This window comes from Pseudomonas sp. TE3552, assembly GCF_056278945.1.
In genome coordinates this window covers 5,419,816-5,446,079 of the sequence record NZ_JBWBQJ010000001.1, presented here as the reverse complement: position 1 = coordinate 5,446,079, position 26,264 = coordinate 5,419,816, and the positions used below count along the sequence as shown (strand labels likewise).

Annotated in this window: 22 protein-coding genes and 1 pseudogene; 20 read left to right on the top strand and 3 right to left on the bottom strand. The window is 59.2% G+C overall.

The annotated features are described in order from the left end of the window. Positions 1-6 precede the first annotated feature (6 nt). The 3 genes from tssK to tagH form a co-directional block, all read right to left on the bottom strand. A complete protein-coding gene (tssK, locus tag ACZ9BB_RS24580; RefSeq protein WP_476217019.1) occupies positions 7-1,341 on the bottom strand; it encodes a type VI secretion system baseplate subunit TssK in 1,335 nt (444 codons plus the stop codon). A 15-nt stretch (positions 1,342-1,356) separates the two neighbouring features. Further along, complete coding sequence (gene tssJ, locus ACZ9BB_RS24575) at positions 1,357-1,863, bottom strand: type VI secretion system lipoprotein TssJ (RefSeq protein WP_476217017.1); 507 nt, start codon at positions 1,861-1,863, stop codon at positions 1,357-1,359. 61 nt (positions 1,864-1,924) lie between these two features. Further along, positions 1,925-3,337, bottom strand: coding sequence for a type VI secretion system-associated FHA domain protein TagH (tagH, locus tag ACZ9BB_RS24570; RefSeq protein ID WP_476217015.1), 1,413 nt, complete (start codon positions 3,335-3,337; stop codon positions 1,925-1,927). 404 nt (positions 3,338-3,741) lie between these two features. Here tagH and tssA point away from each other — a divergent pair, with 404 nt between their 5' ends. From tssA to ACZ9BB_RS24470, 20 genes and pseudogenes are all read left to right on the top strand, one after another. After that, positions 3,742-4,761: a type VI secretion system protein TssA gene (gene tssA, locus ACZ9BB_RS24565; RefSeq protein ID WP_476217014.1), complete on the top strand. Its 1,020-nt coding sequence runs from the start codon at positions 3,742-3,744 to the stop codon at positions 4,759-4,761. An 80-nt stretch (positions 4,762-4,841) separates the two neighbouring features. Then, positions 4,842-5,357: a type VI secretion system contractile sheath small subunit gene (gene tssB, locus ACZ9BB_RS24560; RefSeq protein ID WP_367373644.1), complete on the top strand. Its 516-nt coding sequence runs from the start codon at positions 4,842-4,844 to the stop codon at positions 5,355-5,357. 15 nt (positions 5,358-5,372) lie between these two features. Next, on the top strand, positions 5,373-6,866 hold the full coding sequence (gene tssC, locus ACZ9BB_RS24555) for a type VI secretion system contractile sheath large subunit (RefSeq protein ID WP_476217012.1): 1,494 nt from the start codon (positions 5,373-5,375) through the stop codon (positions 6,864-6,866). 234 nt (positions 6,867-7,100) lie between these two features. After that, positions 7,101-7,589 carry an Hcp family type VI secretion system effector gene (locus tag ACZ9BB_RS24550; protein WP_476217011.1) on the top strand — a complete coding sequence of 163 codons (489 nt, stop codon included), beginning with the start codon at positions 7,101-7,103 and terminating at the stop codon, positions 7,587-7,589. An 82-nt stretch (positions 7,590-7,671) separates the two neighbouring features. Beyond that, positions 7,672-8,109: a type VI secretion system amidase effector protein Tae4 gene (locus ACZ9BB_RS24545; RefSeq protein WP_218395549.1), complete on the top strand. Its 438-nt coding sequence runs from the start codon at positions 7,672-7,674 to the stop codon at positions 8,107-8,109. Positions 8,110-8,117: 8 nt separating this feature from the next. Next, entirely contained in the window at positions 8,118-8,552 is a 435-nt protein-coding gene (locus ACZ9BB_RS24540) for a hypothetical protein (protein WP_476217008.1), read from the top strand. Next, positions 8,546-9,112: a hypothetical protein gene (locus tag ACZ9BB_RS24535; RefSeq protein WP_476217006.1), complete on the top strand. Its 567-nt coding sequence runs from the start codon at positions 8,546-8,548 to the stop codon at positions 9,110-9,112. The genes ACZ9BB_RS24540 and ACZ9BB_RS24535 overlap by 7 nt, the downstream gene beginning before the upstream one ends. Next, positions 9,106-9,618, top strand: coding sequence for a type VI secretion system baseplate subunit TssE (tssE, locus tag ACZ9BB_RS24530; RefSeq protein ID WP_476217004.1), 513 nt, complete (start codon positions 9,106-9,108; stop codon positions 9,616-9,618). The genes ACZ9BB_RS24535 and tssE overlap by 7 nt, the downstream gene beginning before the upstream one ends. Further along, the gene (gene tssF, locus ACZ9BB_RS24525) at positions 9,615-11,474 is read left to right on the top strand and encodes a type VI secretion system baseplate subunit TssF (RefSeq protein ID WP_476217003.1); all 1,860 of its coding nucleotides are present in this window, start codon (positions 9,615-9,617) and stop codon (positions 11,472-11,474) included. The genes tssE and tssF overlap by 4 nt, the downstream gene beginning before the upstream one ends. Beyond that, entirely contained in the window at positions 11,438-12,490 is a 1,053-nt protein-coding gene (tssG, locus tag ACZ9BB_RS24520) for a type VI secretion system baseplate subunit TssG (protein ID WP_476217001.1), read from the top strand. The genes tssF and tssG overlap by 37 nt, the downstream gene beginning before the upstream one ends. Further along, entirely contained in the window at positions 12,483-15,161 is a 2,679-nt protein-coding gene (tssH, locus tag ACZ9BB_RS24515) for a type VI secretion system ATPase TssH (RefSeq protein WP_476216999.1), read from the top strand. Before tssG ends, tssH begins: the two co-directional genes overlap by 8 nt. 162 nt (positions 15,162-15,323) lie before the next feature. Continuing rightward, complete coding sequence (locus ACZ9BB_RS24510; protein WP_476216997.1) at positions 15,324-17,261, top strand: type VI secretion system Vgr family protein; 1,938 nt, start codon at positions 15,324-15,326, stop codon at positions 17,259-17,261. A gap of 18 nt (positions 17,262-17,279) precedes the next feature. Further along, a complete protein-coding gene (locus tag ACZ9BB_RS24505; protein ID WP_476216995.1) occupies positions 17,280-17,714 on the top strand; it encodes a DcrB-related protein in 435 nt (144 codons plus the stop codon). A 12-nt stretch (positions 17,715-17,726) separates the two neighbouring features. Then, positions 17,727-22,124 (top strand): RHS repeat-associated core domain-containing protein, encoded by a 4,398-nt coding sequence (locus ACZ9BB_RS24500; protein ID WP_476216993.1) that lies wholly within the window; start codon positions 17,727-17,729, stop codon positions 22,122-22,124. 9 nt (positions 22,125-22,133) lie between these two features. Next, on the top strand, positions 22,134-22,439 hold the full coding sequence (locus ACZ9BB_RS24495) for a DUF7716 domain-containing protein (RefSeq protein ID WP_476216991.1): 306 nt from the start codon (positions 22,134-22,136) through the stop codon (positions 22,437-22,439). A gap of 229 nt (positions 22,440-22,668) precedes the next feature. Beyond that, positions 22,669-24,114 (top strand): annotated as a pseudogene (locus ACZ9BB_RS24490) (RHS repeat-associated core domain-containing protein); the annotation flags it as partial. Then, entirely contained in the window at positions 24,105-24,512 is a 408-nt protein-coding gene (locus ACZ9BB_RS24485) for an SMI1/KNR4 family protein (protein ID WP_105342410.1), read from the top strand. The pseudogene ACZ9BB_RS24490 and the gene ACZ9BB_RS24485, both read left to right, overlap by 10 nt. Next, on the top strand, positions 24,481-24,729 hold the full coding sequence (locus ACZ9BB_RS24480; protein ID WP_476216989.1) for a hypothetical protein: 249 nt from the start codon (positions 24,481-24,483) through the stop codon (positions 24,727-24,729). Before ACZ9BB_RS24485 ends, ACZ9BB_RS24480 begins: the two co-directional genes overlap by 32 nt. A gap of 27 nt (positions 24,730-24,756) precedes the next feature. Next, positions 24,757-25,386, top strand: a complete 630-nt coding sequence (locus ACZ9BB_RS24475) for a hypothetical protein (RefSeq protein WP_476216987.1) — start codon at positions 24,757-24,759, stop codon at positions 25,384-25,386. A 462-nt stretch (positions 25,387-25,848) separates the two neighbouring features. Beyond that, entirely contained in the window at positions 25,849-26,244 is a 396-nt protein-coding gene (locus ACZ9BB_RS24470; protein ID WP_476216985.1) for a DUF6124 family protein, read from the top strand. Positions 26,245-26,264: the final 20 nt, after the last annotated feature.

The window sequence follows — 26,264 nt, the reverse complement described above, 5'->3', positions numbered from 1 at the left end:
CGCGGTTTATCCTCGGATGGCCCAGAAAGCCAGGTTCAGCCCCGGGAATTGCCCCGCAATGTGGAACGCAAAACCGCCTGAGTTGGCCAGCTGCTGCCAATGCTCGCTACCCCGGTCGAGTTCGTAATAGGTGGAGCCGGTGTGATACGGGATCTGCCGTGGTGCCACCGGCAGCGGCAGCAGGACGATGCCCGGCAATTGCAGGTTGACCAGGTCGCGGATGTGCTCCACCGAGCCAACCTTGCTCTGTTGGCCAAAGTGGCTGCGCAAAGTCTCGGCGGGCACGTCGGCGCGCACCACCAGGATGAAACTGGCACTGTCGAGCAGGGACTTGTCGGCCAGCATCGCGACATGGACGCCGTAGGCTTTTTCGACGATCGGAATCGGCGTGGCCTTGCTGTCGATCAGCATCGACAGCGCCTCGCGCAGGGCTTGCATCACCGGCGCGAAACTCAGCGCCAAGTCATCGTGCTGATACTGCGGGTATTCCTGTGGTCGCCGCCCGGAAGCGGTAAACGTCGAAAACTCCCCGGCCAGGCTCACCAGCTCGCTGTAGAACCGCTCGGGGTGCAACGGGCTCAACTGGCTCAAGTGCTGGATCAACGGCTGGGCACGGTTGACCAGTTGCAGCAGCATGAAATCGGCAATCTCCGAGGCACCGCCGGCACCGGATGCCACCACCCGCCCGGCGAGGGCTTCGCCACGTTGATGAAGCAGGCCCAACAGTTCGCTGCGAAACGCGGCCAGGGGTTTGGAGGCGGCCACATCCAACAGCGGCGGGATGTAGGAGTCGTCGAGCACCAGGGCGCGGTCGGCACGTTTCTCCTTGATTCGCACCAGGCCGATGGCGGCGTAGTCGCTGATGCCGTCCTGGGCTACCAACAATCGCAGCGCTCGCGAACCCACCGCTACCGGTGCGCGGTTTTCGAACGGGGCGTTGTCGTCGCGCACTTCGCGCACCTGGCTTACATAGCGCGCAGCGCCCAGCACTTCACCTTCATCGACGGTGTCGCGTGCGCCGGCGCGCTTGAGCGGCAAGGCCAGATACACCAGGCCATCGCGCAGATTATCGTCGATGTTCAGCGGGCTCGGCGCCAGGTCGTCCTGGGGGATGTTGAATGGCGTACCGTCCGGCAGCAGGCCCCGCGCCGAAATGATCGCCAGCTTGCCCTGGGCCAACAGGCCCTGGTCGATCAGCAATTCGGAGAAACCCCAGGCGCCGGCCGACAACGGGCGGCTCCGGGCGTCGATGAGGTTCTCCAGGTAACGGTCATGCTGCTGGAAGTGCTGCGTTCCAATGAACATGCCTTCCGACCAGACCACACGATTGTTCCAAGACATGGGGGCTCCGATTGCTTATTGGGCAGGGCTGGATGGGGTAACTACGACGGCGCTGCGCACGGCTCGTACGTCGAGGCTGATCTGGTATTCGGTGTATTGGCGTGGCGGGACATTCATCACCGTGCGCCACAACGACTGGTCCAGTTCGCGATACCCCACCAGTACGCCGATATGGCGGGTGGCTGGGTCGAGGTCGCGCTGCAGGCTCAACTGCTGGCCGGGCTGGACCAGCACTTCGTCCTGGTCGATCAGGTCCGCACCAAGCGTCGCCTGGGCCCGTTCGGCCAGTGCGAAATAATCGGAACGAGCGAAGGTGGCGGCATTTTTCAGTTCGAAAATGCGCACCCGTACCGGGGCCGGCTGGCCCGTGGCGCCGGGGTTGAGCCCAGCAATGGCGTGGAAGTGCAACTCGATGGCGGCAGTGTCGGCCTCAGCCTCTTCGGGCTGGGGTTTGGCCCCATCCTTGGTACACGCGACCAGCAGAAGCACGGTGGCGACTGCGAGTAAAAACCTGGGAATCATGCTGCGTCCTCAATGACGTTACAGCTATCCGTTATTCCGTTCTTTGCTATGAATGGCGTTATCAGCCGCGGCGCTGCCTTGCACTGTGTTCTTCGTAGGCGCGGCTGAATTCCCGTCCGAACAGGTCCTGGAAATCCTCCTGGGCCTCACGGGAAATATTGCTGTAGAGCTCGGTGAACTGCTGCCAGTACTGGGCCTGTCGCGAGCCATTGAAAATGCCCGACAGACCACTGGGCTTACCCATGCGCTCTTCCAGTTGCGAGGGCTCGAAGCGCGCCAGCAGATGTTTGATCGCCGCCTCCACGCCGGCCATCACCGCCAATTGGTGGGCACGCAAGTCATCGAAGCTGTCGCGCACCGCCTGGTCCGGCGCCATGAACGCCTGATTGCTGTGGCGCAACAGCAACAGCAATGCTTCATCGACATTGGGAGCGAATTTCAGCGGATTGTTTTCCACCGGTTGAATCATCGTCTGCTGAATGCGGAACTCGCCCTTGAGGCTGCTGCGAGCACGCAAGACATCGATCAGGCCTTCGACCATCAGCCGATAACTGCGGCCGATGTTTTCCATCTGCGCTTGGGCTTGAGCTGTGTCCAGGCGCAATTGATCCAGCCCGGCGCCGCGCAGAAAGGCTTGCAACAGGTCGGTTTGGGAACTGTCGGCCGGATTGACCGGGCGTTCGACGATGGCCGCAGGCGGTTCGCGAAGGGGTACCGACTCGATCGGTACGCTGATTTGAGCTACGGGCGGCGGCGCAATTTCTGCAACAGGCAAGGGAGGAACAGGCAGGGGGGCAACCGCCATCGGTGCAGAGTTGTCGCTGAGCAGGTCCCAATCTTCCGGAATCACCATGGCCGACACACGCGGCGCAGGCTCGGCAATGGGGGCTGGATTGGGGATCGGGGTCGGAGGGCGGAAGTCGTGCTGCTCGGCCGGGACATGGTCGGGTTGGGCGGCCGGTGGGACGCTGGTCGGTGCCAGAAAATCGAACAGGTCCGGCAGTGTGTCCATGGACGACACGCCCTGGAAATGTGCAGGGGGGGTGACGGGCAACGAGGTCGGTTTATTCACCACTGCGCCCTGACGCCCCATCAGGGCCTCGAAGCTGTTGGACGATTCGACGAAAGGATTGCTGTCGGTTACCGGCAGAGCGAAATCGATGCGCGCCTGGATTTCATAATCACCGATGCGGATAACTTCGCCATCTTGCAACGGCTCACTGTTTCCCTTGCGCAGACGAATACCGGCCTTAACCAACTCCACACCATTAGTGCTGTTATCGGTTAAATAATACCGGCCATCTTTGTATTGAATAACGCAATGTTTGCCGGACACCAAACGCTCTGGATCGGGCAATACCCAGTCATTATCAGAATTGCGGCCAATTGCCATCACACCCTGATCCATGGATTTTTCAGAGCACTGACCAGGGGTAATTTTGTGATAACTAGTGATAGTCAAACACAGTGACATCTTGCCTCCTTGCTGAACACTTTGCACGCGGGCGAATCGGGATTCATTCCCGCCAGACTCGCTCCGACAACCTTGCAAAAACAACCTTGAAACGACTTTTTACCAGCATGATTGCTGATCTTAACCGGCTTGCGCGACAAAAAAACTGCGTAAGTGCCTGCCTCGACCTATCAGTCGCGCGGGTTGTTAAGCACCTCACATCTGTCACACAGGGGAAATAGCTTACCTTGACAAGCCATAAGTACTACACCAAAAATGCATAACTTCTTGAATATAGATGATGGCACTTTAAGATCACGCATCTTTTAAAAGGTCATCACACTCAAGGAAACATGTGAAGTTCCACTTGGAACTTACATGTGAACTGCCCGACTCTTGAGCGGGCGATAGGGAGATCAAATTCAGTGGAAGTGCCTTTGCTGCTCGCCGCCGTTTCCGCGACTTCGCCTTGCGGCGAAGATCTGGAATATGACGCGGATTTTTTGCGCCTTGAACGCGACTCCCAAGGTCAGCCCGAGCGCAGTATGGGCGATTCGATATTGCCTGCCGAACCCCCTGAGTGGCGCAGCATCCAGCAGCAGAGCCTGGATTTGTTGCAACGCAGCAAAGACCTGCGCATCACCCATTTTCTTTTGCAAAGCTCCCTTGCCCTTGAAGGCGTCACCGGGCTGGCCCGCGCCCTGACGCTGATCAGCGAATTGCTCAAGCAATACTGGGCCGACCTGCATCCGCGCCTGGATGCCGAAGACGACAACGACCCCACCGTACGCATCAATGCCCTCGCCGGCCTGACGTCCGACACCACCATTCGCTTGCTGCGCGAAAGCATCCTGGCTCGTTCGCGAACCTTCGGCGCTGTCAGCCTGCGCGCCGCCGCCAATGCCAGTGGCCTGCAAAGCTTCTCTGACGAAAACCTCGGCGCCGAGCAACTCGCCGGGGCGTTTCTCGACAGCGATCCCGAGCAGCTGGAAATCACCCGCACTGCCTTGCACGAGGCCCGCAGCGCCGCCGAGGCCATCGAGCAACAGGTCAGTGAACAGGTCGGTTCCGCCCAGGGCGTTGACCTTGGCCCGTTGAAGCAACCGCTCAAAATGGCCTTGCAGATTCTCGGACAGTTCGCCCCACAGAGCGGTGACAGTCCCCTGCCCGACTCCATCAGCGACGACAGCGCCGCGCCGGTTGAATTCTCCAGCGCACCGAGCGCACCGCGCAGCACTGGCGAAATCAATAATCGCGATGACGTGCTGCGCAGCCTGGACCGGATTCTTGCGTACTACACCCGTCATGAGCCCTCCAGCCCGCTGCCGGTGCTGTTGAACCGGGCGAAGAATCTGGTGCACGCCGACTTTGCGGCCATCGTGCGCAACCTGATTCCCGACGGCATGAGCCAATTTGAAAACCTGCGCGGACCAGACAGCGAATAAAAGCGAACGGATCACGCAGTCACGTCAGCGGTACCACCGATGACGCCAACACCGTCGCTTGAGCGACCAGGAGCAGCAACGTGGCGAAGCAAAGTTCTCAGAAGTTCATCGCGCGCAACCGCGCGCCTCGAGTGCAGATCGAGTACGACGTCGAGCTCTACGGCGCCGAGAAAAAGGTCCAGTTGCCCTTCGTCATGGGCGTCATGGCGGACCTCGCCGGCAAGCCCGCCGAGCCTCTGGCACCTGTGGCCGATCGCAAGTTCCTCGAAGTGGATGTCGACAACTTCGACTCGCGCCTCAAGGCCATGCAGCCGCGCGTGGCGTTCCATGTACCCAACGAGTTGACCGGCGAAGGCAACCTGAGCCTGGACATCACCTTTGAAAGCATGGACGACTTCAGCCCGGCCGCCGTGGCGCGCAAGGTCGATTCGCTGAACAAGCTACTCGAAGCGCGGACCCAACTGGCCAACCTGCTGACCTACATGGACGGCAAGACCGGTGCCGAAGAAATCATCATGAAAGCCATCAAGGATCCGGCGTTGCTCCAGGCCCTGGCGAGTGCGCCAAAGCCCCAGGACTCCGAGCCCAGCGCTTAATCAGGACGAACGATCATGACCCAGTTGCAGCAAGAAAATCAGCCCGTCGCGGGCAGTTCCACCGAGCCGAGCGAGTTCGCCAACCTGCTGATGCAGGAATTCAAACCCAAGACCGATCGCGCTCGCGAAGCCGTCGAGACCGCCGTGCGCACCTTGGCCGAACAGGCCCTGGCGCAGACCGACCTGGTGTCCAACGACGCCATCAAGTCGATCGAATCGATCATTGCCGCCATCGACGCCAAGCTCACCGCGCAGGTCAATCAGGTCATCCACCACCCCGATTTCCAGCAACTGGAAAGCGCCTGGCGTGGCCTGCACTACCTGGTCAACAACACCGAGAGCGATGAGCAGCTGAAGATTCGCGTGCTCAACATCTCCAAGACCGACCTGCACAAGACCCTGAAAAAATTCAAGGGCACCGCGTGGGACCAGAGCCCGATCTTCAAGAAGATGTACGAAGAAGAATACGGCCAGTTCGGCGGCGAACCTTACGGTTGCCTGGTGGGCGATTACTACTTCGACCAGTCGCCTCCAGACGTGGAACTGCTGGGCGAACTGTCGAAAGTCTGCGCCGCCATGCACTCGCCATTCATTGCAGCCGCATCGCCGACCGTGATGGGCATGGGCTCGTGGCAGGAACTGTCGAACCCGCGCGACCTGAGCAAAATCTTCACCACCCCGGAATACGCCGGCTGGCGCTCGCTGCGCGAATCGGAAGACTCGCGCTACATCGGCCTGACCATGCCACGTTTCCTGGCGCGCCTGCCATACGGCGCCAAGACCGACCCGGTGGAAGCCTTCGCCTTCGAAGAAAACACCGACGGTGCCGACAGCTCCAAGTACACCTGGGCTAACGCCGCTTACGCGATGGCAGTCAACATCAACCGTTCGTTCAAACACTTCGGCTGGTGCTCGCGCATCCGTGGCGTGGAGTCCGGCGGTGAAGTGGAAAACCTGCCTGCCCACACCTTCCCGACCGATGACGGCGGCGTGGACATGAAGTGCCCGACCGAAATCGCCATCAGTGACCGCCGTGAAGCGGAACTGGCGAAGAACGGTTTCATGCCGCTGCTGCACAAGAAGAACACCGACTTCGCCGCGTTCATCGGCGCCCAGTCGCTGCAGAAACCGGCCGAGTACGACGACCCGGATGCCACCGCCAACGCCAACCTGGCCGCGCGCCTGCCGTACCTGTTCGCCACCTGCCGTTTCGCCCATTACTTGAAGTGCATTGTGCGCGACAAGATCGGCTCCTTCAAAGAGAAGGACGAAATGCAGCGCTGGCTGCAGGACTGGATCCTCAACTACGTCGACGGTGACCCGGCGCACTCCACCGAAACCACCAAGGCCCAGCACCCGTTGGCTGCGGCCGAAGTGATCGTCGAGGACGTGGAAGGCAACCCGGGGTACTACAACTCCAGGTTCTACCTGCGCCCGCACTACCAGCTCGAAGGGCTGACCGTGTCGCTGCGCCTGGTATCCAAGCTGCCTTCGGCCAAAGGCGCATAAAAGACTGCAGCGGCACGCTTGTGTGGGAGCCGGGCTTGCCCGCGATGGCATCAACGCGGTTCTGCTGAAAAACCGCAGTGCCTGCATCGCGGGCAAGCCCGGCTCCCACAGGTTCTGTGCCTTGACTGGCATTGGACCAGGCTCGAGAAAGCGTGATTCTGCAGGAGCTTTGAACAGATTTCGCAAGGTCAGCGTCAACCAAACAATGTGGTAGAGACCACACAGGGAGAAAACATGGCTGTTGATATTTTCATCAAGATCGGCGACATCAAGGGCGAGTCCATGGACAAGGCCCACAAGGACGAAATCGACGTCTTGAACTGGAGCTGGGGCATGTCTCAGTCCGGCAACATGCACGTGGGCAGCGGCGGCGGTGCCGGCAAGGTAAACATTCAGGACCTGTCGCTGACCAAGTACATCGACAAGGCCTCGCCGAACCTGATGATGCATTGCTCCAGCGGCAAGCACATCGACAAGGTCAAACTGACCGTGCGCAAGGCCGGCGGCGAAAGCCAGGTCGAGTACCTGATCATCAACCTGTCCGAAGTGCTGATCACGTCCCTGAGCACCGGCGGCTCGGGTAACGATGATCGCCTGACTGAAAACGTCACCCTGAACTTCGCCAAGGTGGAAGTGGACTACCAGCCGCAGAAAGCCGATGGCACCAAGGACGGCGGGCCGGTCAAGTACGGCTGGAACGTTCGCCAGAACGTCAAGGTGTGATCGAACCTGCCCCCGGCGTTATGCGTCGGGGGTGTTTTGGTGCTTGCTCGAATCCAATCCTTTCCTATCCGGTATCTGAGTCATGGCCAAGCCTTCGTTTATTAATTTGTGGAGCAGCTATCCCACCGTCAAGGATCCATGCGACCAGCCCTGGGGCAACCAGTGCGCGATTCGCATGAGTGTCGCGTTGAATGGCGAGCTGACCATCAAGGTCAACAAGTCGACCTACACCGACCCCAAATGCAAGCATGACCATGCCCGTGGCGCCGAATCTCTGGCGAACTGGCTGTGGCGACACCATTTGGGGCGGCCGACCATTTTGAGTGGCAGCGCAGCCGATCGGCTGACACTCAGCCAGAAGACCGGAATCATTTTCTTCAAGGATTGCTTTTCCCGTGCAAACGAGCCTGAAAGCGAGCGTTCAGGTGACCACATCGATCTATGGAACCGTGGCCGAACCAAAGGCTTCTTTGATGGTGATTTCCTTTCCAGACAGGTCTGGTTCTGGGAGTTGACATGATAGGGCCAATGCTCCGAGCGACACTCCTGTGCGGCCTGCTGATCAGCTTGAATGCCTGCGCTGAAACCGACCCAGACCAACTCGACGCGCCCGCTCGCACTCAAGGAACGTTCGCCGGCCAGCTACTTAAGTTGGTCGACCAGAACGGTCAATGCGCCGTGCTCAAACCTGACCAGACTCATCTGGTACTGGGTATGGAATGGCCGTGCTATTTCAATCTGAACCCGAAGGGTGAATTGCGGGTAGAAATGTTCAGAAACGTCCCGATCTTCCTGGTCGAACGGAGCGTCCCCGAACCACCGCCTAGTCGAGACTGCGATACAAAATCCCAGGCCGTACGCAAAATCAACGGCGTTCTGGAAGCCTCGTCGGTCAACCCCAGCGCCATGTGCGGGCTCGGCCAGCAAGACCAGAAAATGTTTACGGCGCTATTCCGGTGGTAACCGAAATCGCCACCCGCGATCGCCTGCAACCGTTCCTGCTGGCCCGGTTGAATGCGTCGAGGACGGTTGGTGCTTGCGCCAATCCAATCCTTTCCTGCCCGGCGTCCGAGTCATGGCCAAGTCATCGGTCATCAATGAAAAAGCACCTGCTCACCATGTGCCTGGCGATGAATTTGATCAGCCTGAGCGCATGGGCCGAACATGCCGAGATGCCAACAACCCAGGCGGTTTTTGTTGGGCAGCAACTCCGACTGATTGACGACCAGGGACAATGCACGCTGGTCAAACCCGACCAGAGCCGCATGAAACTGGACATGGAATGGCCTTGCAGTTTCAGCCTGGATAAACAGCAGCAACTGCGAGTTGAGACTTTCAACGACATCCCGATATTTGCCGTCTGGCGCAGCGAACATATGCCCGCGCCCAGCCGCGACTGTCTCAGCAAGATGCAGGCTATTCGTCAGATGCCTGAAGGCCTGGAGGCGGGAGCAGTTAACGCATTTGCGTCCTGCGGCTCGGGCGGGGACCAAAAAATGTATGTGGGGCCTTTTACGTGGTAACCGAAATCGCCACCCGCGATCGTCTGCAACCGTCCCTGCTGGACCGGTTGACCGATGACGACCCGAGCAATCCCAAGGAAAGCGCCGACAAGCGCGTACTATCCCTGACCCAATTGAAAGCTTCGGTGCTGCGTGACCTGGCGTGGTTGCTCAACACCACTTCATTGCTCGGCGCCGATGCGACGTTGCATACCCCGGCCGGCACTTCGGTGGTCAACTTCGGGCTGCCGGCGCTGGCCGGCAACAGTGCGTCGAATGTCGATATCGCGGCGCTTGAAGCGCTGATCCACCAGGCCATTGCCACGTTCGAACCGCGGATTCTGCGTCATACCCTGCGCGTACGGGCTCGGGCATCCGCCGAGATGAACCACAACGCCCTGAGTTTCGAGATTGAAGGCGACCTTTGGGCGCAGCCGGTGCCGCTGCGCCTGATGCTGCAAACCGACCTGGACCTGGAATCCGGCCATGTGCGAGTGATCAACGCCGATCAGCGGAGACGCTCATGAACCCGCGCCTGCTGGAACTGTACAACCAGGAATTGCACCACGTGCGCGAAAGCGCGGCGGAGTTCGCCCAGGAATACCCGAAAATCGCCAGTCGGCTGACGTTGTCCGGTATGGACTGCGCCGACCCGTACGTCGAGCGCTTGCTGGAAGGGTTCGCCTATCTGACGGCACGGGTACAACTCAAGCTCGACGCCGAATACCCGACCTTCACCCACAACCTGCTGGAAATCGCTTACCCCCATTACCTGGCGCCGACACCGTCAATGACTGTGGTGCAATTGCAGGCCGACCCCGATGAAGGCTCGCTGAGCAGCGGCTTTGCGCTACCCCGGGACACAGTCCTGCGCGCCGCCCTGGGCCGCGAAACTCAAACCTGCTGTGAATACCGTACGGCCCATGCGGTGACGTTGTGGCCGTTGCAGGTCAGCCAGGCCGAGTACTTCGGCAACCCGGCCGCCATGCTCGGGCGCCTGGCCGCCAGCGAACCCAAGGCCAAGGCCGGCCTGCGCCTGACCCTGCGCACCGGTGCCGAACTACCATTCAACAGTCTGGCCCTGGACAACCTGCCGCTGTACCTCAATGGCGCAGACGAGCAGCCCTTCCGCCTTTACGAACAGCTGCTGGGCAATGTCTGCGCCGTGTTTGCCCGTCAGCCCGGCGGTGATTGGGTGGAACGCCTGCCGCAGGACGCACTGCGCTCCCAGGGCTTCGACGATACCGATGCCGCGCTGCCAGTGGTTTCACGGGCCTTCCAGGGCTATCGCCTGTTGCAGGAATACTTCGCCCTGCCCCACCGTTTTCTGTTTGTCGACTTCACCCAGTTGAGCCGGGCGGTCAAACGCTGTGATGGCCAGGAACTGGAATTGATCGTGCTGTTCGACCGTCACGATCCGAGCCTTGAAGGCAGCGTCGGTGCGGCGCAGTTCCTGCCGTTCTGCACCCCGGCCATCAACCTGTTTCCCAAGCGCCTGGATCGCATTCACTTGTCGGAACGGGTCAATGAACACCATGTGATCGCCGACCGCACCCGGCCGATGGATTTCGAGATTCATTCCCTGACCACCCTCACCGGCCACGGCACCGGGTCGGAGCAGCCTTTTTTGCCGTTCTATGCCGTGCGCGATCCGTCTCGCTATGGCCGCGACCAAGCCTGGTACACGGTGCGGCGCGAACCACGCATGCTCTCCAGCGGCCAGCGGCGCAACGGCCCGCGCTCGACTTACATCGGCAGCGAAACCTTTGTCAGCCTGGTGGATAGCCAGCAGGCGCCCTATCGCCACGACCTGCGCCAACTGGGCGTAACGGCGTTGTGCACCAACCGCGACTTGCCGCTGTTCATGAGCGTGGGCCATAGCAAGACCGACTTCACCCTGGCCGACAGCGCACCTGTAGCGGCGGTGCGCTGCGTGGCCGGCCCGAGCCGCCCACGCGCCAGCCATGCCCATGACGCCAAGGCCTGGCGGTTGATCAGCCAGCTCTCGCTGAATTACTTGTCCCTCAGCGAGCAGGGCCAGGGCGCCGCCGCCCTGCGCGAACTGCTGCGCCTGTATGGCGACAGCAACGACGCGGCATTGCAGTTGCAGATCGAAGGCCTGCGCGAAGTCAGCAGCAAGGCCTGCACCCGACGCCTGCCGATGCCCGGCCCGATCGTGTTTGGTCGTGGCCTGGAGATCACCCTGGAATTCGATGAAAACGCGTTTCGCGGCACTGGGGTCTTCTTGCTCGGTGCAGTGTTCGAACGCTTCCTGGCACGCTACGTGTCGATCAACAGTTTTACCGAGACGGTGATCCGTACCACCGAACGCGGCGAGATCATGCGATGGAAAGCCAAGCCCGGACGCCGTCCGACCCTGTGAATACCCTGGACGCGATGCACCAGGAGCCCTGGGAATACGACTTCTTCCAGGCGTTGCGGCGCATCGAGTGCGAATCGCCCGGGCTGCCGCGCCTGGGTCATTCGACGCGCCTGGCCGATGATCCGCTGCGCCTTGGGCAACAGGCCGATTGCACCTTCGCCCCGTCGACCCTGGCCTCGCTGCAGCCGGGCGTCGACGGCTCGCCGGCGCGTCTGGAGCAGTTCTTTTTCGGCCTCGGTGGCCCCAACGGTCCGTTGCCGCTGCACCTCACCGAATATGTGCGCGAACGCCAGCGCAACAACGCCGACAGCACCAGCAAACGCTTCCTGGATGTGTTCCACCATCGCCTGCTGAGCCTGTTTTACCGGGCCTGGGCTGAAGCGCGGCCGACGGTCAGCCATGACCGCCCGGACGATGACTACTGGTCGGCACGCCTGGCAGCACTGAGCGGCCGGGGCATGCCGAGCCTGCTCAAACAAGGGCTGATCCCCGACACGGCGAAGTTGCATTACAGCGGTCATCTGTCGGCGCAAACCCGCTACCCGGACGGTTTGAAGGCCATTCTCAGCGAGTACTTCGGCGTGCCAGTGGATATCGAGGAATACGTCGGCCAATGGCTGGAGCTGCCGGAACGTAGCCGCGTGGGCGTCAGCGCCCATCAATTGGGCGTGGATTTTTGCCTGGGCCGTTACGCCTGGGATCGCCAGCACAAATTCCGCATTCGCCTGGGGCCACTCAGCCTGGATGACTACATGGGCATGCTGCCCGGTAGCCAACCCTTCAATGAGTTGGTGGCCTGGGTGGCCGAGTACCTGGGCCATGAACTGGACTGGGACCTGAACCTGGTTCTGAAACAGCCCGAAGTACCAGCGCTGCAACTCAATGGCCGTTTCCGCCTGGGGTTCAACATTTGGCTGGGCCGGCCCGCAACAGATGCCAAGGACTTAATACTGGCCCGGCATTACGCCGAGCAGGCCAACACCTCACACACCTCAAGGAGCCAAGAGCATGGGTGAAATCAGTCGCGCCGCGTTGTTCGGCAAACTCAACAGCGTGGCCTACAAAGCCATCGAAGCCGCCACCGTGTTCTGCAAGTTACGCGGTAACCCTTATGTGGAACTGGCCCACTGGTTTCATCAGTTGCTGCAATTGCAGGACTCGGACCTGCACCGCATCATCCGTCAGTTCAATATCGAGCCGGCGCGCCTGGCCCGGGACCTGACCGAAGCCCTGGACCGTTTGCCACGTGGCTCGACGTCAATCACTGACTTGTCTTCCCATGTGGAAGAAGCCGTGGAACGTGGCTGGGTCTACGGCAGCCTGATGTTCGGCGAAAGCCAGGTGCGTACCGGTTATCTGGTGCTGGGCATCCTCAAGACCCCGAGCCTGCGCCATGGATTACTGGGACTGTCGGCAGAGTTCGACAAGATCAAGGTCGAGGCCCTGAGCGAGCGTTTTGACGAGTACGTCGGCGACTCGCCGGAAAATGCACTCGGCGCCAGCGATGGTTTCAATGCCGGCAGCGTGCCCGGTGAAGCCAGCGGCGCCATGGCCCCAAGCGCCATGGGCAAGCAGGAAGCGCTCAAGCGTTTTACCGTCGACCTCACCGAGCAGGCCCGCAGCGGCAAGCTTGACCCGATTGTCGGCCGTGACGAAGAAATCCGCCAACTGGTGGACATCCTCATGCGCCGGCGGCAGAACAACCCGATTCTGACCGGTGAAGCCGGCGTCGGTAAAACCGCCGTGGTCGAAGGTTTTGCCCTGCGCATCGTCGCCGGTGACGTACCGCCGGCGCTCAAGGATGTGGAACTGCGCAGCCTCGACGTTGGCCTGTTGCAGGCCGGCGCGAGCATGAAAGGCGAGTTCGAACAGCGCCTGCGCCAGGTCATCGAAGACGTCCAGGCCTCGCCAAAACCGATCATCCTGTTTATCGACGAAGCCCACACGCTGGTCGGTGCCGGTGGCGCCGCCGGCACCGGAGACGCGGCCAACCTGCTAAAACCGGCTCTGGCCCGGGGCACCTTGCGCACCGTGGCCGCCACGACCTGGGCAGAGTACAAGAAGCACATCGAAAAGGACCCGGCCCTGACCCGTCGCTTCCAGGTGGTGCAGGTGGCCGAGCCGTCCGAAGACAAGGCATTGCTGATGATGCGCGGCGTGGCCTCGACCATGGAAAAACACCATCAGGTGCAGATCCTTGACGAAGCCCTGGAAGCCTCGGTCAAGCTCTCCCATCGCTACATTCCCGCGCGCCAGTTGCCGGACAAATCCGTGAGCCTGCTGGACACCGCCTGCGCCCGGGTCGCCATCAGCCTGCACGCCGTGCCGGCCGAAGTGGACGACAGCCGTCGCCGCATCGAGGCGCTGGAAACCGAGCTGCAAATCATCGCCCGCGAGCACGCCATCGGCATCGTCATCGGCGCCCGCCAGAGCAACAGCGAAAACCTGCTGAGCGCCGAACGCAAACGCCTGACCGAACTGGAAAGCCGCTGGGCCGAAGAGAAAACCCTGGTGGACGAATTGCTCGCCACCCGCGCCACCCTGCGCGAGCGCGTTGGTGTGGTGGACAGCGAGGACGGCAGCGAGACCAGCCACGCCTTGCGCGAGAAACTGGTGGACCTGCAACAGCGCCTCAGCGCCCTGCAAGGCGAAACCCCGTTGATCCTGCCGACCGTGGATTACCAGGCCGTGGCCTCGGTAGTCGCCGACTGGACCGGCATTCCGGTGGGCCGCATGGCCCGTAACGAACTGGAAACCGTACTCAACCTCGACCTGCACCTGAAGAAACGCATCATCGGCCAGGACCACGCCCTGCAGATGATCGCCAAACGCATCCAGACCTCCCGCGCCGGCCTCGACAATCCGAGCAAGCCGATTGGCGTGTTCATGCTCGCGGGTACTTCCGGTGTAGGCAAGACTGAAACCGCCCTGGCGCTGGCCGAAGCCATGTACGGCGGCGAGCAGAATGTCATCACCATCAACATGAGTGAATTCCAGGAAGCCCACACCGTGTCCACCCTCAAGGGCGCGCCACCGGGCTACGTCGGCTATGGCGAGGGCGGCGTGCTGACCGAAGCCGTGCGGCGCAAACCCTACAGCGTGGTGCTGCTGGACGAGGTGGAAAAAGCCCACCCGGACGTGCACGAGATTTTCTTCCAGGTCTTCGACAAAGGCGTGATGGAGGACGGTGAAGGCCGGGTGATCGACTTCAAGAACACCTTGATTCTGCTGACCACCAACGCTGGCACCGAGCTGATTGCCCAGGTCTGCAAAGACCCGCAAAACGTGCCCGAACCCGAAGAAATCGCCAAGGCCCTGCGCCAGCCGTTGCTGGAGATTTTCCCGCCGGCATTGTTGGGAAGGCTGGTGACCATTCCGTACTACCCGCTCAGCGACGAGATGCTCAAGGCCATTACCCGCCTGCAACTCAACCGCATCAAGAAGCGCGTGGAGAACACCCACAAAGTGGCTTTCGATTACGACGATGCGGTGATCGACCTGATCGTCTCCCGCTGCACCGAAACCGAAAGTGGTGGGCGAATGATCGACACCATCCTGACCAACAGCCTGCTGCCGGACATGAGCCGCGAGTTCCTCACCCGCATGCTCGAAGGCAAAGCGCTGGCAGGCGTGCGGATCAGCGCCCGGGATAAAGAACTGCACTACGACTTCAGCGACGCGGCCTGACCGGTCCGGAACACGGTAAATGTTGGAGCGAGCCTGCTCGCGATGAGGCCATGACATTCAGCATCGATGTTGAATGTCAGCCCGCCATCGCGAGCAGGCTCGCTCCCACAGTGGATTCGGTTCCGGCAGGAAGAAAGCGACGCCACGATTACGGGATAACCGATGCTATTCAAGCAACTCTCACGCCTGGCAAAGATCACCAGCCCCCTGGGGCCGGAGGTGCTACTGCTCAAGGACATGGACGGCGGCGAAGAGCTGGGGCGGCTGTTCAACTATGAGCTGCAGCTGCACTCGCTGGACAACGCCATCGACCTCAACCAGTTACTCGGCAAACCCATGTGCCTGAGCCTGCAACTGGACGGCGGTGGCGAGCGTCATTTCCATGGCATCGTTGCCCGTTGCAGCCAGAACGTCGACCAGGGTCAGTTCGCCAGCTACCAGGCCACGCTGCGGCCCTGGCTATGGCTGCTGACCCGCACGTCCGATTGCCGGATTTTCCAGAACCTGACCATCCCGCAGATCATCAAGCAGGTGTTTCGCGACCTGGGTTTTTCCGATTTCGAAGACGCCCTGAGCCGGCCCTATCGCGAGTGGGAATACTGCGTGCAGTACCGCGAAACCAGCTTTGATTTCGTCAGCCGCCTGATGGAGCAGGAAGGGATCTACTATTTCTTCCGCCATGAACTGGGTCGTCATGTGCTGGTGCTGGCCGATGCTTATGGCGCCCATACCAGTGCGCCCGGCTATGCCTCGGTGCCCTACTACCCCAAGAATGATCAGCAGCGCGAACGCGACCACATCCATGACTGGCACCTGGCCCAGGAAGTCCAGCCGGGCTCGCTGGAACTCAACGACTATGACTTCCAGCGCCCCAGCGCGCGAATCGACGTACGCTCGGCCATGCCCCGTCCGCACACCGCCGGCGACTATCCGCTGTACGACTACCCCGGCACCTATGTGCAAAGCGAAGACGGCGAACACTACGCCCGCACCCGCATCGAAGCCTTGCAGACCCTGCACGAACAGGTCGAGCTCGCCGGCAATGCCCGGGGCCTGGGGTCGGGTCATTTGTTCAGCCTCACTGGCTTCAGCCGCCAGGACCAGAACCGCGAATACCTGATCGTCGGCAGCCGCTATTCCATTTCCCAGGAAAGCGGCGAAACCGGCATCGGCGCAGCGTCGGCACAGTTCGAAAGCAGACTGACCTGCATCGACGCCCAACAAAGCTATCGCCCGCTGCCCAACACCCACCGCCCCATCGTCAAAGGCCCGCAGACCGCACTGGTGGTCGGCCCCAAGGGCGAGGAAATCTGGACCGATCAGTTCGGCCGGGTGAAGGTGCACTTCTACTGGGACCGTCACGACCAATCCAACGAAAACAGTTCGTGCTGGATTCGCGTGTCGCAATCCTGGGCCGGAAAAAACTGGGGCTCGATGCAGATCCCACGGATCGGCCAGGAAGTGATCGTCAGCTTCCTCGAAGGCGATCCGGACCGGCCGATCATCACCGGCCGTGTCTACAACGCCGAACAGACCGTGCCCTACGACTTACCGGAAAACGCCACCCAGAGCGGCATGAAAAGCCGTTCGAGCAAGGGCGGTACACCGGCGAATTTCAACGAAATCCGCATGGAAGACAAAAAGGGCGCCGAGCAGTTGTACATCCATGCCGAGCGCAACCAGGACATCGTGGTCGAGGTGGATGAAAGCCACTCGGTAGGCCACGACCGCAACAAGAGCATCGGGCATAACGAGACGGTGACCATCGGCAACAACCGCCTGCGGATCGTCAAACAGGAAGACATTCTTTCGGTGGGCCAGCGCAAGACCGACAGCATCAGCCAGAGCTACGTCATTGAAGTGGGCGAGAACCTGCGCCTGGTCTGTGGTGAAAGCATCCTGGAGCTCAATGCCAGCGGCCAGATCAACCTGACCGGTGTGCAAATCAGCTTCTATGCCAGCGGCGATGCGGAGTTCAACACCGGCGGTGTGCTGCACCTGAACAACGGCGGCGGCGCTGGCGCCACGCCTGATGGCCAGGGCGTCAAGGCCAGCATCGACGCCAACATCAATGCCGCGTTTCCCAAGCCCAAGGGCTAATCACGAGATCTGTGCTCCATGACTTACCGAATCAATGAATTCCAGTTCCAACTGCCGGCAGGCGAACTGCAAGACGCGTCGATCAACATCCTCAAGTTCCCTGAGCTGAGCACTTCGCTGATTGTCAGCCGCAGCTTGCTGGCCGAAGGCGAAACCCTGCAAAGCAACTTCGACGACCAGCTCAAGCGCCTGGAAAAACAAGTGCAAGACTTGCGTTTTCAACCGGGCTTCGCCGTGCGCCTGGGGGCCAACCAGCAAGTCGAAGGCATCGAATTGCGCAGCCAGTTCAACAAGGGCAACGACAAAGTCTTCCAATACCAGTTGGCGCTGGTGTTGCCCGGCACCCGCAAGATGCTCGCCTTGAGCTACGTGAAAGCTGAAAAACTCGGCGAGGCCGAAGCCGCGCATTGGGCGACCATCAAGAATTCGCTGCTGTTCGACGTTCCGGCCTGATGAGCACCCTGCATGTCTGACGCACTCTGGGCCGCCCGACTGGGCGACGCGCTCGATCACACCTCGATGATGGCCGACATCCTCGGTGGCGTACTGGAAGTGGCGGCCAACATCGCGATTACCGCGCTGGCCACTGTTGCCGTGGTGGCGGCCACCGGCATCACCGTCGTCACTGGCGGGTTGGGTTGCTTCGTACTCGGCCTGGTGGTGGGCACGATCGTCGGCCTCGCCATGAGCAAGACCGGGGCCGACAAGGGCTTGAGTAACCTGTGCGAGAGCTTCAGCAACGCGCTGTTTCCGCCCACGGTGCAGGCAAATATTCTCACCGGCTCCACCAACACCCTCACCAACAACATTCCCGCCGCCCGCGCCGCCGGGGCGATCCCGTCCCATGTCGCGCCGGCCGGTACCGAACTGGAGGCGCCCGAGCCGGAAGCCGAGCCCAGCTATCTGGACATGGCCGAGAGCTTCTTCTCCCAGATGTGGCGCCCCACCGTTGCCACCCCGGCGCCCGGCGCGGTACCCAAGCCGCTGGACCTGCTCGTCTGCATGAAGCATCCGCCGATGCCGCCGCAGTTCCTGGCCGAGGGCTCGGACAAGGTCACCATCAACGGCCAGCCCGCCGTGCGCAGCGGCGACCGCAGCACCTGCGACGCCAAGGTAGTGTCGTCCGGGCTGATTTCCTCCAACGTCACCATCGGTGGCGGTTCGGTGGTGGTGCGTGAGATCCGCAGTGGCAAGACCCCGGGCGTGGGGCTGGCAGTCACCGCGTTGCTGATGCTCAAGGGTGGCAAGGGAAAGTTCTTCAGCAAATTGCCGTGCATGCTGATCGGTGGCGCGACGTCGATGGCCGTCAGCAGCGCCATGAGCGCCATGGCCAACGCCGCCATGGGCTCGTCGAACCCGGTGCATGCGGCGACCGGGGCCAAGGTGCTGGGTGGCGATGAAGAGCGGGATTTCGTGTTGCCCGGCATCTTGCCGATGGATTGGCAGCGCTTCTACAACAGCCGTGATGAACGTCGCGATGGGTTGTTTGGCGCGGGTTGGAGTGTGTCCTACGAAGTGCGCGTTGAAATCCTGCCTCACCCGGAGGGTGGAGAAACGTTGGTGTACACCGATGAGCAGGCCCGGCGCATCGACATGGGTTCGATTCCCTTGGGCGGTGCGGTGTTCAGTGCCGGTGAAGGGCTGAGCGTTCGACGGCACGTCAATGGGCAGTTGTTGATTGAAAGCGATGACGGCATGTATCGGTTGTTCAATCCAACGCCGGGCAATACAGCGCTGCTGCGCCTTGATCAATTGGGCGACCGCAACGACAACCGCATCTACCTCGACTATGACGACACCGGACGCCTTGTAAAACTGCGCGACACCTTTGACTTGGTTCAGGTGGAATTGACCTACCTCCAGGCACGGGTCAGTCAGGTGGAACGGGTCTACCCTGACCAACACCGCGAAGTGTTGGTGAGTTATGGCTACGATCAGTCAGCCAACCTGGCCGAAGTGCGCGACGCCACCGGCCAGGTGCAACGGCGTTTCACCTACGATGCCGGACGGCGGATGGTCGAGCACCAGTTGCCCACGGGGCTGCGTTGCTTCTATGAATGGGCGTTGATCGAAGACCTGGAGTGGCGCGTGGTCCGGCACTGGACCGATGAGGGCGATACTTACCAATTCGACTATGACCTGGTCGCCGGTGCAACGCGCATCACCGATGGCCTGCAGCGCATCAGTACTCGCCGCTGGAACGCCCAGCACCAGATCACCGAGTACACCGACAACCTCGGCCAGACCTGGCAGTTCGAATGGAACGACGAGCGCCAACTGCTCAGCGCCACCGACCCACAGGGCGGTCGCTATGAATACAGCTACGACGACGCCGGCAACCTGATCGGCGAAACCGACCCGCTGGGCCGCAATGACACGACCTTATGGCTGGAACTCTGGGCCCTGCCGCTGGTGGACACCGACGCCGCCGGCAACAGCTGGCGGTACCGCTACGATCAGCGCGGCAACTGCATCGCCGAAACCGATCCGCTGGACCACATCACCCGCTACCGCTATGACACCCACGGCCAGGTGGTGGAGATCATCGACGCCACCGGCAAAAGCAAAAAACTGCGCTGGAACCCGTTCGGCCAATTGGTCGAGCACATCGATTGCTCGGGTTATCCGACGCGGTTCAGCTACGACAACCGGGGCTATCTGCAAACCATCACCGATGCCCTCGGCGAACGCACCCAATTCAGCTACGACGCCCAAGGGCGCCTGCTCAGCAGCCAATTGCCGGACGGGCGTACCGAGCAGTACCAACGCGACGTCAGCGGCCAATTGATCGGCTACACCGACCCGGCCGGGCACACCACGCTCTATCAACACAACCGTCGCGGCCAGGTGCGTCAGCGCACCGACGCCCATGGCCGGCAGGTGCAATTCGGGTATGACAGCTACGGGCGGCTGCAAGCGCTGACCAACGAAAATGGCGAAAGTTATCGGTTTGCCTGGGATGCCGGCGATCGGCTGACCGAACAACAGGATCTGGATGGCAGCGCCAAGCGCTACACCTATGACCTGTTGGATAACGTCGCGGCGGTGACGGCTGTTCCGGCGCCTTACGGCAACGGTTTGGCCATCGTCCCCGAGACGCCCCTGGCCCCCATCGTTCATCGACTGGAACGCGACGCCGTCGGCCGGCTGATCGCCAAAGTCACCGACGATGGCCGCACCGACTACACCTACGATCCGCTGGACCAACTCACCGCCGTCACCTTCACCGACCACCAGGGCAACGCACAAACCCTGAGCTTCGCCTACGACGCCCTCGGCCAGTTGCTCGAAGAACAAAGCGCGGCTGGCAGCCTGCAATATCACTATGACGAACTCGGCAACCTGATCCAGACCCAACTGCCTGACGGCCGCTGGCTCAATCGCCTGTACTACGGCAGCGGCCACCTGCACCAGATCAACCTCGACGGCCAGGTCATCAGTGACTTCGAACGCGACCGCCTGCACCGCGAAGTGCTGCGCACCCAAGGCCAGATCAGCACCCGCAGCGAATACGACCGCAGCGGACGTTTACGCTCACGCCAACGCCGACACAGCAGCCAGCCCTCGCTGATGCCGGCCGCCGTGCAGAAACATTTCGAGTACGACCCCGCCGACAACCTGATCGGCAAACTCGACCAACAACCCGCCGCGCAACACCGCCAACTGCTGCACTACGACGCCACCGGCCGCATCATCGCCAGCCAGGACAGCCTGCACGGCCAGCGCGAAACTTTCGCCTACGACGCCGCCGCCAACCTGCTGGACAGCCCACAACCCGGTGCCGGGCTGGTGGTGCACAACAAACTGCTGACCTTCCAGGACAAGCGTTACCGCTACGACGCGTTTGGCCGGATGATCGAAAAACGCAGCGCTAAACGGGGCCTGCAGCGCTTTGCCTACGACGCTGAAAGCCGGTTGATTGAAGTGCGCAACCAGAGTGGCAGCGGCGAAACCGTGGTCAACATGACTTACGATCCGCTCGGTCGACGCATCGAGAAAACCGAACACGACAAGAACGGCTACCCTCTGGGTCAGACTCGCTTCACCTGGGATGGCTTGCGTCTGCTGCAAGAACATAAAGGTCAGAGCAGCCTCTACCTCTACGCCGATGACGGCTATCAACCACTGGCCCGGGTCGATGGCACGGGCGCGCAACAAAAAGTCCGCTACTACCACAACGACCTCAACGGCCTCCCCGAACTACTCTCGGAAACCGACGGCCACACCGTCTGGCAGGCCACTTATCGGGTCTGGGGCAATACCGTTAAAGAGGTCCGCGAACCGTACTACATCGAAGAGCAGAACCTGAGGTTTCAGGGCCAATACCTGGATCGGGAGATTGGGCTGCACTACAACACGTTCCGGTTTTATGATCCGGATGTGGGGCGGTTTACTACGCCGGATCCGATTGGGTTGGCGGGAGGACTGAATTTTTACAGTTATGCCCCAAACCCCCTGACCTGGATAGATCCGCTTGGGCTATACAATGGTGAAGGATCTCGCGACCTAGGGAAATATCATGTGTTCCATGAGCACTCACTGAACGCGTCCGAATACAAAATGACTGACGCAGAGCACTTTAGCCGCGCAAATGAATCTGTTTACAAACGAATGCAAACAGATCCGGACTTTAAACGTCAAATGCAAACTAAATACCCTGGCACTGTAGAGCATGTGCAACCACGACCGAATGGGACGTTCAGAGGAACCTCCCCAGCCAATATGACTTGGCATCATGGAAACAAACCAGGCTCATTACAGCTAGCCGACTTCAATGATCATAAAACGTATCATAAAATCTACCACCCTGATGGTAAAGGCGGTCGAAATAAATGGGGCGGCGGTACGAAATGTCGAAAATAAGGAGTACTTATGATAACCATTAATGGCTTTGACGAACTTCTGCAAAAATGTAATGACCTACCCAATGTCGGCTGGTTATATGTGGATACTGATTTTGATTTGGAGTCAAAAAACGACATCCTAAATAAAAAATATTACCTTGCAGAAAATGACGACGAAGAAATGGAGTTCGATGACAAATACGGAACATTTCTTGAGTCTCCAATACTCAAAGCGATCATTGAAAATAAAACAGAACATCATCCGAACTCCAGCAAAGAAGAACTACTGAAAGCAGTTACTTATTATTTGGAAAACGATGACTTTCTAGACTAGATTAGAAAAGGAGCCGGAAGAGCCAAACAACTTCCGGCTTTACTTTTTAGCGAAAACCATAACATGCATGTTTGGATAAAAAACGGGAATAAGTTTTTCTACCGAGAGACCTGGCTGCACTCAACACGCTCCGGCTTTATGATCCGGATATGGGGCTCCCAACTCCACCGGGTGGATTGACCCTGCTAAAAGAAGGTGAGGTGGCCGGTTACGGTGCCAAAGCCCACAAGAATGCGACCGCCTGCACCGCGAAGTGCTGCGCACCCAAGGCCAGATCAGCACCCGCAGCGAATACGACCGCAGCGGACGTTTACGCTCACGCCAACGCCGACACAGCAGCCAGCCCTCGCTGATGCCGGCAGCGGTGCAGAAACATTTCGAGTACGACCCCGCCGACAACCTGATCGGCAAACTCGACCAGCAACCGGCCGCGCAACACCGCCAACTGCTGCACTACGACGCCACCGGCCGCATCATCGCCAGCCAGGACAGCCTGCACGGCCAGCGCGAAACCTTCGCCTACGACGCCGCCGCCAATCTGCTGGACGGCCCACAGCCCGGCGCAGGGCTGGTGGTGCACAACAAACTGCTGACCTATCAGGACAAGCGTTATTGCTACGACGCGTTTGGCCGAGTCGTTGAGAAGCGCAGCACCAATCGCGGAACCCAACGTTTCTTCTACAACGCAGATAATCGTTTGGTTGAAGTGCAGAATCAAAACGGCATTCACCAAACCGTTGTGCGGATGAAATACGACCCACTGGGCCGTCGTATAGAGAAAACCGAATACACCTCTGACAACCGGCCGCTCTCCCAGACTCGTTTTATTTGGGATGGAATGCGCTTGTTGCAGGAGAGTCGGTACAGCCAGACCAGCCTCTATCTTTATGCAGGCAACACCTATGAACCACTTGCACGAATTGATGGACAGGGCGCTCATCAGAAAGTCCGTTATTACCACAATGACCTGAACGGCCTGCCGGAACAGCTCACAGAGGACGACGGACATAGCGTCTGGCAAGCTTGTTTTGAGGTGTGGGGCAACACCATCCAGGAAGTCCGTGAACCCTACTTCATCGAAGAACAAAATCTGAGATTCCAGGGACAATACCTCGACCGTGAAATCGGATTGCACTACAACGTCCTACGGTTCTACGATCCTGACGTTGGTCGCTTTACGACACCAGATCCGATAGGCCTGGCCGGAGGCCTTAATTTTTACTCTTACGCACCCAACCCTATCGGCTATGCTGACCCTCTGGGCCTTGCAGTCGACCCGCTGGTAAAACTGAAAGACCGCGGCTACACAGGCGTTACGAAGACCCCCGGCGGAGGTCTCGACTACTCAGAAAGTAATGCTCTTTACAACAAGAAGCCCGGCGTTAATCCAATCGTCAGAATTGAATACACTGGTGACTATGGCAAAGACTTCGAGGCCGCAAACAAGGCGGCCAAGTTGAGTCAAAAAACAACGCCGGCCGGTCATGTCTGGCATCACTTGGATGATTACGATCCCAAGACCAACAAAGGCACTATGCAGCTCATCAAGCAAAACGCCCACAGTGGCATAAGCCACAATGGCGGCGTAGCCCAATACAAGGCTGCTACAGGCAAGGCCTATACTCACCCAGCTCGTTTCAAGAGCAAGACAAAAGGAGCGCTCAAATGCGGTTGACCCTCGAAGAGTCCGAACATGCCCTCTCCGTGCAGGACCTAAATGAATTCGAAAAAAAATTCAGCGTGCCATTACCAACAGCCTTTAAAGAGTTTTATCTAAGGAACAATGGCGGCTATTTACCTGAGAGTAAAAGCGACAACGAGTTTTTGTTGGGCGGATTCACACCAATCAAATACGGCGAAGTACCCATTGAAGTTGTTCATGATGATTTAACTGATGATATTCCGTCATTAAAAGAAATGATCCCCTTTGCCTACGATCAAGGCGGGAACTCTTTCCTTCTGTCAGTCAAGGATGATGACTATGGAAACATCTACCTTTTTTTGATGGATGAAAAAGAGTTGGCATTTGTATGCAGCTCATTTGAAGAATTCATTGCCGAACTCACAGGCTGAACAACCAATACGAGGATCGTTTTACCTGCCGCAATGGTCGCTACGCGACAATGCCGAACTCACCAGCCAACCGTCAATGACGCCGGCTACCGTGCATAAGCATTTCGAGTACGACCTCGCCGCCAACCTGCTGACGGCCGGTGCTTATTACAGTTTTTGCGCAGCTTCTACCTTTCGCGAATGGCTGGGGCGGCAATTTCTTTTGCCTGAATCTTGATTCGGGGTCTATCTACGAGTGAACATAATGAGCATAGAAATTCGTAAAAGTTTGGAAGAGGAATTACTGGCGGAGCTAAAAAAGATAACGTCGCCCCACTTGGACCTGAAAGCAAGCAAAAACAAACTTTGCCTACTTATCTCCAAGGAAAAGTGCGGGGAGATTTACATACAACACTTGACCAAGTCCGATGGCTACTATGCGGGCCTGGAGGTTTATACATGCGAGGCATTTAGCTTCTGCATAAACCAATCACCGCCCTATCAGAGCCGACTGTTGAACTCATCTTTTTTGTCGAAAAGTTCATTGTCGGAAGAAACAAAACAGTTTGGTGACGAGCTGGGCGGAATCATTAGAACCCCATCACCTGATGAAATAAGCACAGCAGTCAAAAGAATAAACGAACGACTGATAAAATTTTACTTGTCAAAGGCAGAGAACTGCACCCTTAGCACGCCCTCATTAATTTATGACGTATTGGCCGAACCTGACAACTATGCGTACCCCTTTCTAACCGCATTATTCGCAGCGCAAAAAAATGACCTGAGCCTGGACTCAGACCTCTTCAAAAAAGTCCTCGCAACCAAATCAATATTCGGAAACAAACAATTTGATTTGGCTTTGGCAAATCAAATTCTAGAGGTAGGTAACAAGTAGGCCCCAAAGAAGTATTCACCGAGATCAACGGTACCTCCTGCCTGACGATTACGTAGGCAACCCCAATCCTGATCAAAAATGGTTTTCCAATCGATCCCACACCAATGCCTGACAGTGCTTGTTTAAAAGCGTTGTAGGTAACGTCGTGAAAGCTACAACACCTTGCGTCGTTGCCTACGGCTACGCCAGAATCCGCCGGCTTGTGCGCTTTGGGGCCGGTCGGTAACTTGATTCGTGTCACTGATCGTCAGTGGTCGGGTTTAGTCGCCCGCTGGTAATTGAAGTTGTACAAGCGTCCGTCAGACAGGTATTTCCTACCTGCATTTGATGGTAGCTGTGCGTAGGGCACCTTCGGGTGCGCCGGCTTCTTCAATTCCCCGGTCCGACTAACCTGCGTACAGCCGCCACCCCCTTCGTTTAGTCGGCGAAGTGGTGTCAGCATCACTCAAGGAATTGAAGATCATGTTTAAAGTTACACCCAACCCACCGGACACCGACCCGGTCTCCCCATACGTAAGCCCCGATTCAAAGAAACTCAACGACGCCGCCGAACGCGCCCTCGACCATCACTTCCCACCAGCCGAACCAAAGCCACCGAAACGCAAAGGCCAACTCTTCAGCGTCTGCCCGGGCATCAACACTGAAGCCCTCCTCGCCAATGCCTCGGAAGATATCTTGTCCATCAGCGCCATCGCCGCCGACCTCGCCGACGACGTGGACGGTTCACGCCGCTCCGTAGCCCTGTCGCTCAGCCGCCTGGCCGACGGGGTGCATTTGTTGGTAGAGCGCGCGCTGGATCACCTGAATGAGCCGGAAATAGCAGCGATTCTCGCCAGGAAACAAAGCCGAGTCGGCTGATCCGCCAGACAGAAAAAATG

Coding starts and splice junctions, on each gene's coding strand:
- tssK (WP_476217019.1), bottom strand. CDS start 1,341: ATGTCTTGGAACAATCGTGTGGTCTGGTCGGAAGGCATGTTCATTGGA.
- tssJ (WP_476217017.1), bottom strand. CDS start 1,863: ATGATTCCCAGGTTTTTACTCGCAGTCGCCACCGTGCTTCTGCTGGTC.
- tagH (WP_476217015.1), bottom strand. CDS start 3,337: ATGTCACTGTGTTTGACTATCACTAGTTATCACAAAATTACCCCTGGT.
- tssC (WP_476217012.1), top strand. CDS start 5,373: ATGACCCAGTTGCAGCAAGAAAATCAGCCCGTCGCGGGCAGTTCCACC.
- ACZ9BB_RS24550 (WP_476217011.1), top strand. CDS start 7,101: ATGGCTGTTGATATTTTCATCAAGATCGGCGACATCAAGGGCGAGTCC.
- ACZ9BB_RS24545 (WP_218395549.1), top strand. CDS start 7,672: ATGGCCAAGCCTTCGTTTATTAATTTGTGGAGCAGCTATCCCACCGTC.
- ACZ9BB_RS24540 (WP_476217008.1), top strand. CDS start 8,118: ATGCTCCGAGCGACACTCCTGTGCGGCCTGCTGATCAGCTTGAATGCC.
- tssF (WP_476217003.1), top strand. CDS start 9,615: ATGAACCCGCGCCTGCTGGAACTGTACAACCAGGAATTGCACCACGTG.
- tssG (WP_476217001.1), top strand. CDS start 11,438: ATGGAAAGCCAAGCCCGGACGCCGTCCGACCCTGTGAATACCCTGGAC.
- tssH (WP_476216999.1), top strand. CDS start 12,483: ATGGGTGAAATCAGTCGCGCCGCGTTGTTCGGCAAACTCAACAGCGTG.
- ACZ9BB_RS24510 (WP_476216997.1), top strand. CDS start 15,324: ATGCTATTCAAGCAACTCTCACGCCTGGCAAAGATCACCAGCCCCCTG.
- ACZ9BB_RS24505 (WP_476216995.1), top strand. CDS start 17,280: ATGACTTACCGAATCAATGAATTCCAGTTCCAACTGCCGGCAGGCGAA.
- ACZ9BB_RS24500 (WP_476216993.1), top strand. CDS start 17,727: ATGTCTGACGCACTCTGGGCCGCCCGACTGGGCGACGCGCTCGATCAC.
- ACZ9BB_RS24495 (WP_476216991.1), top strand. CDS start 22,134: ATGATAACCATTAATGGCTTTGACGAACTTCTGCAAAAATGTAATGAC.
- ACZ9BB_RS24485 (WP_105342410.1), top strand. CDS start 24,105: ATGCGGTTGACCCTCGAAGAGTCCGAACATGCCCTCTCCGTGCAGGAC.
- ACZ9BB_RS24475 (WP_476216987.1), top strand. CDS start 24,757: ATGAGCATAGAAATTCGTAAAAGTTTGGAAGAGGAATTACTGGCGGAG.
- ACZ9BB_RS24470 (WP_476216985.1), top strand. CDS start 25,849: ATGTTTAAAGTTACACCCAACCCACCGGACACCGACCCGGTCTCCCCA.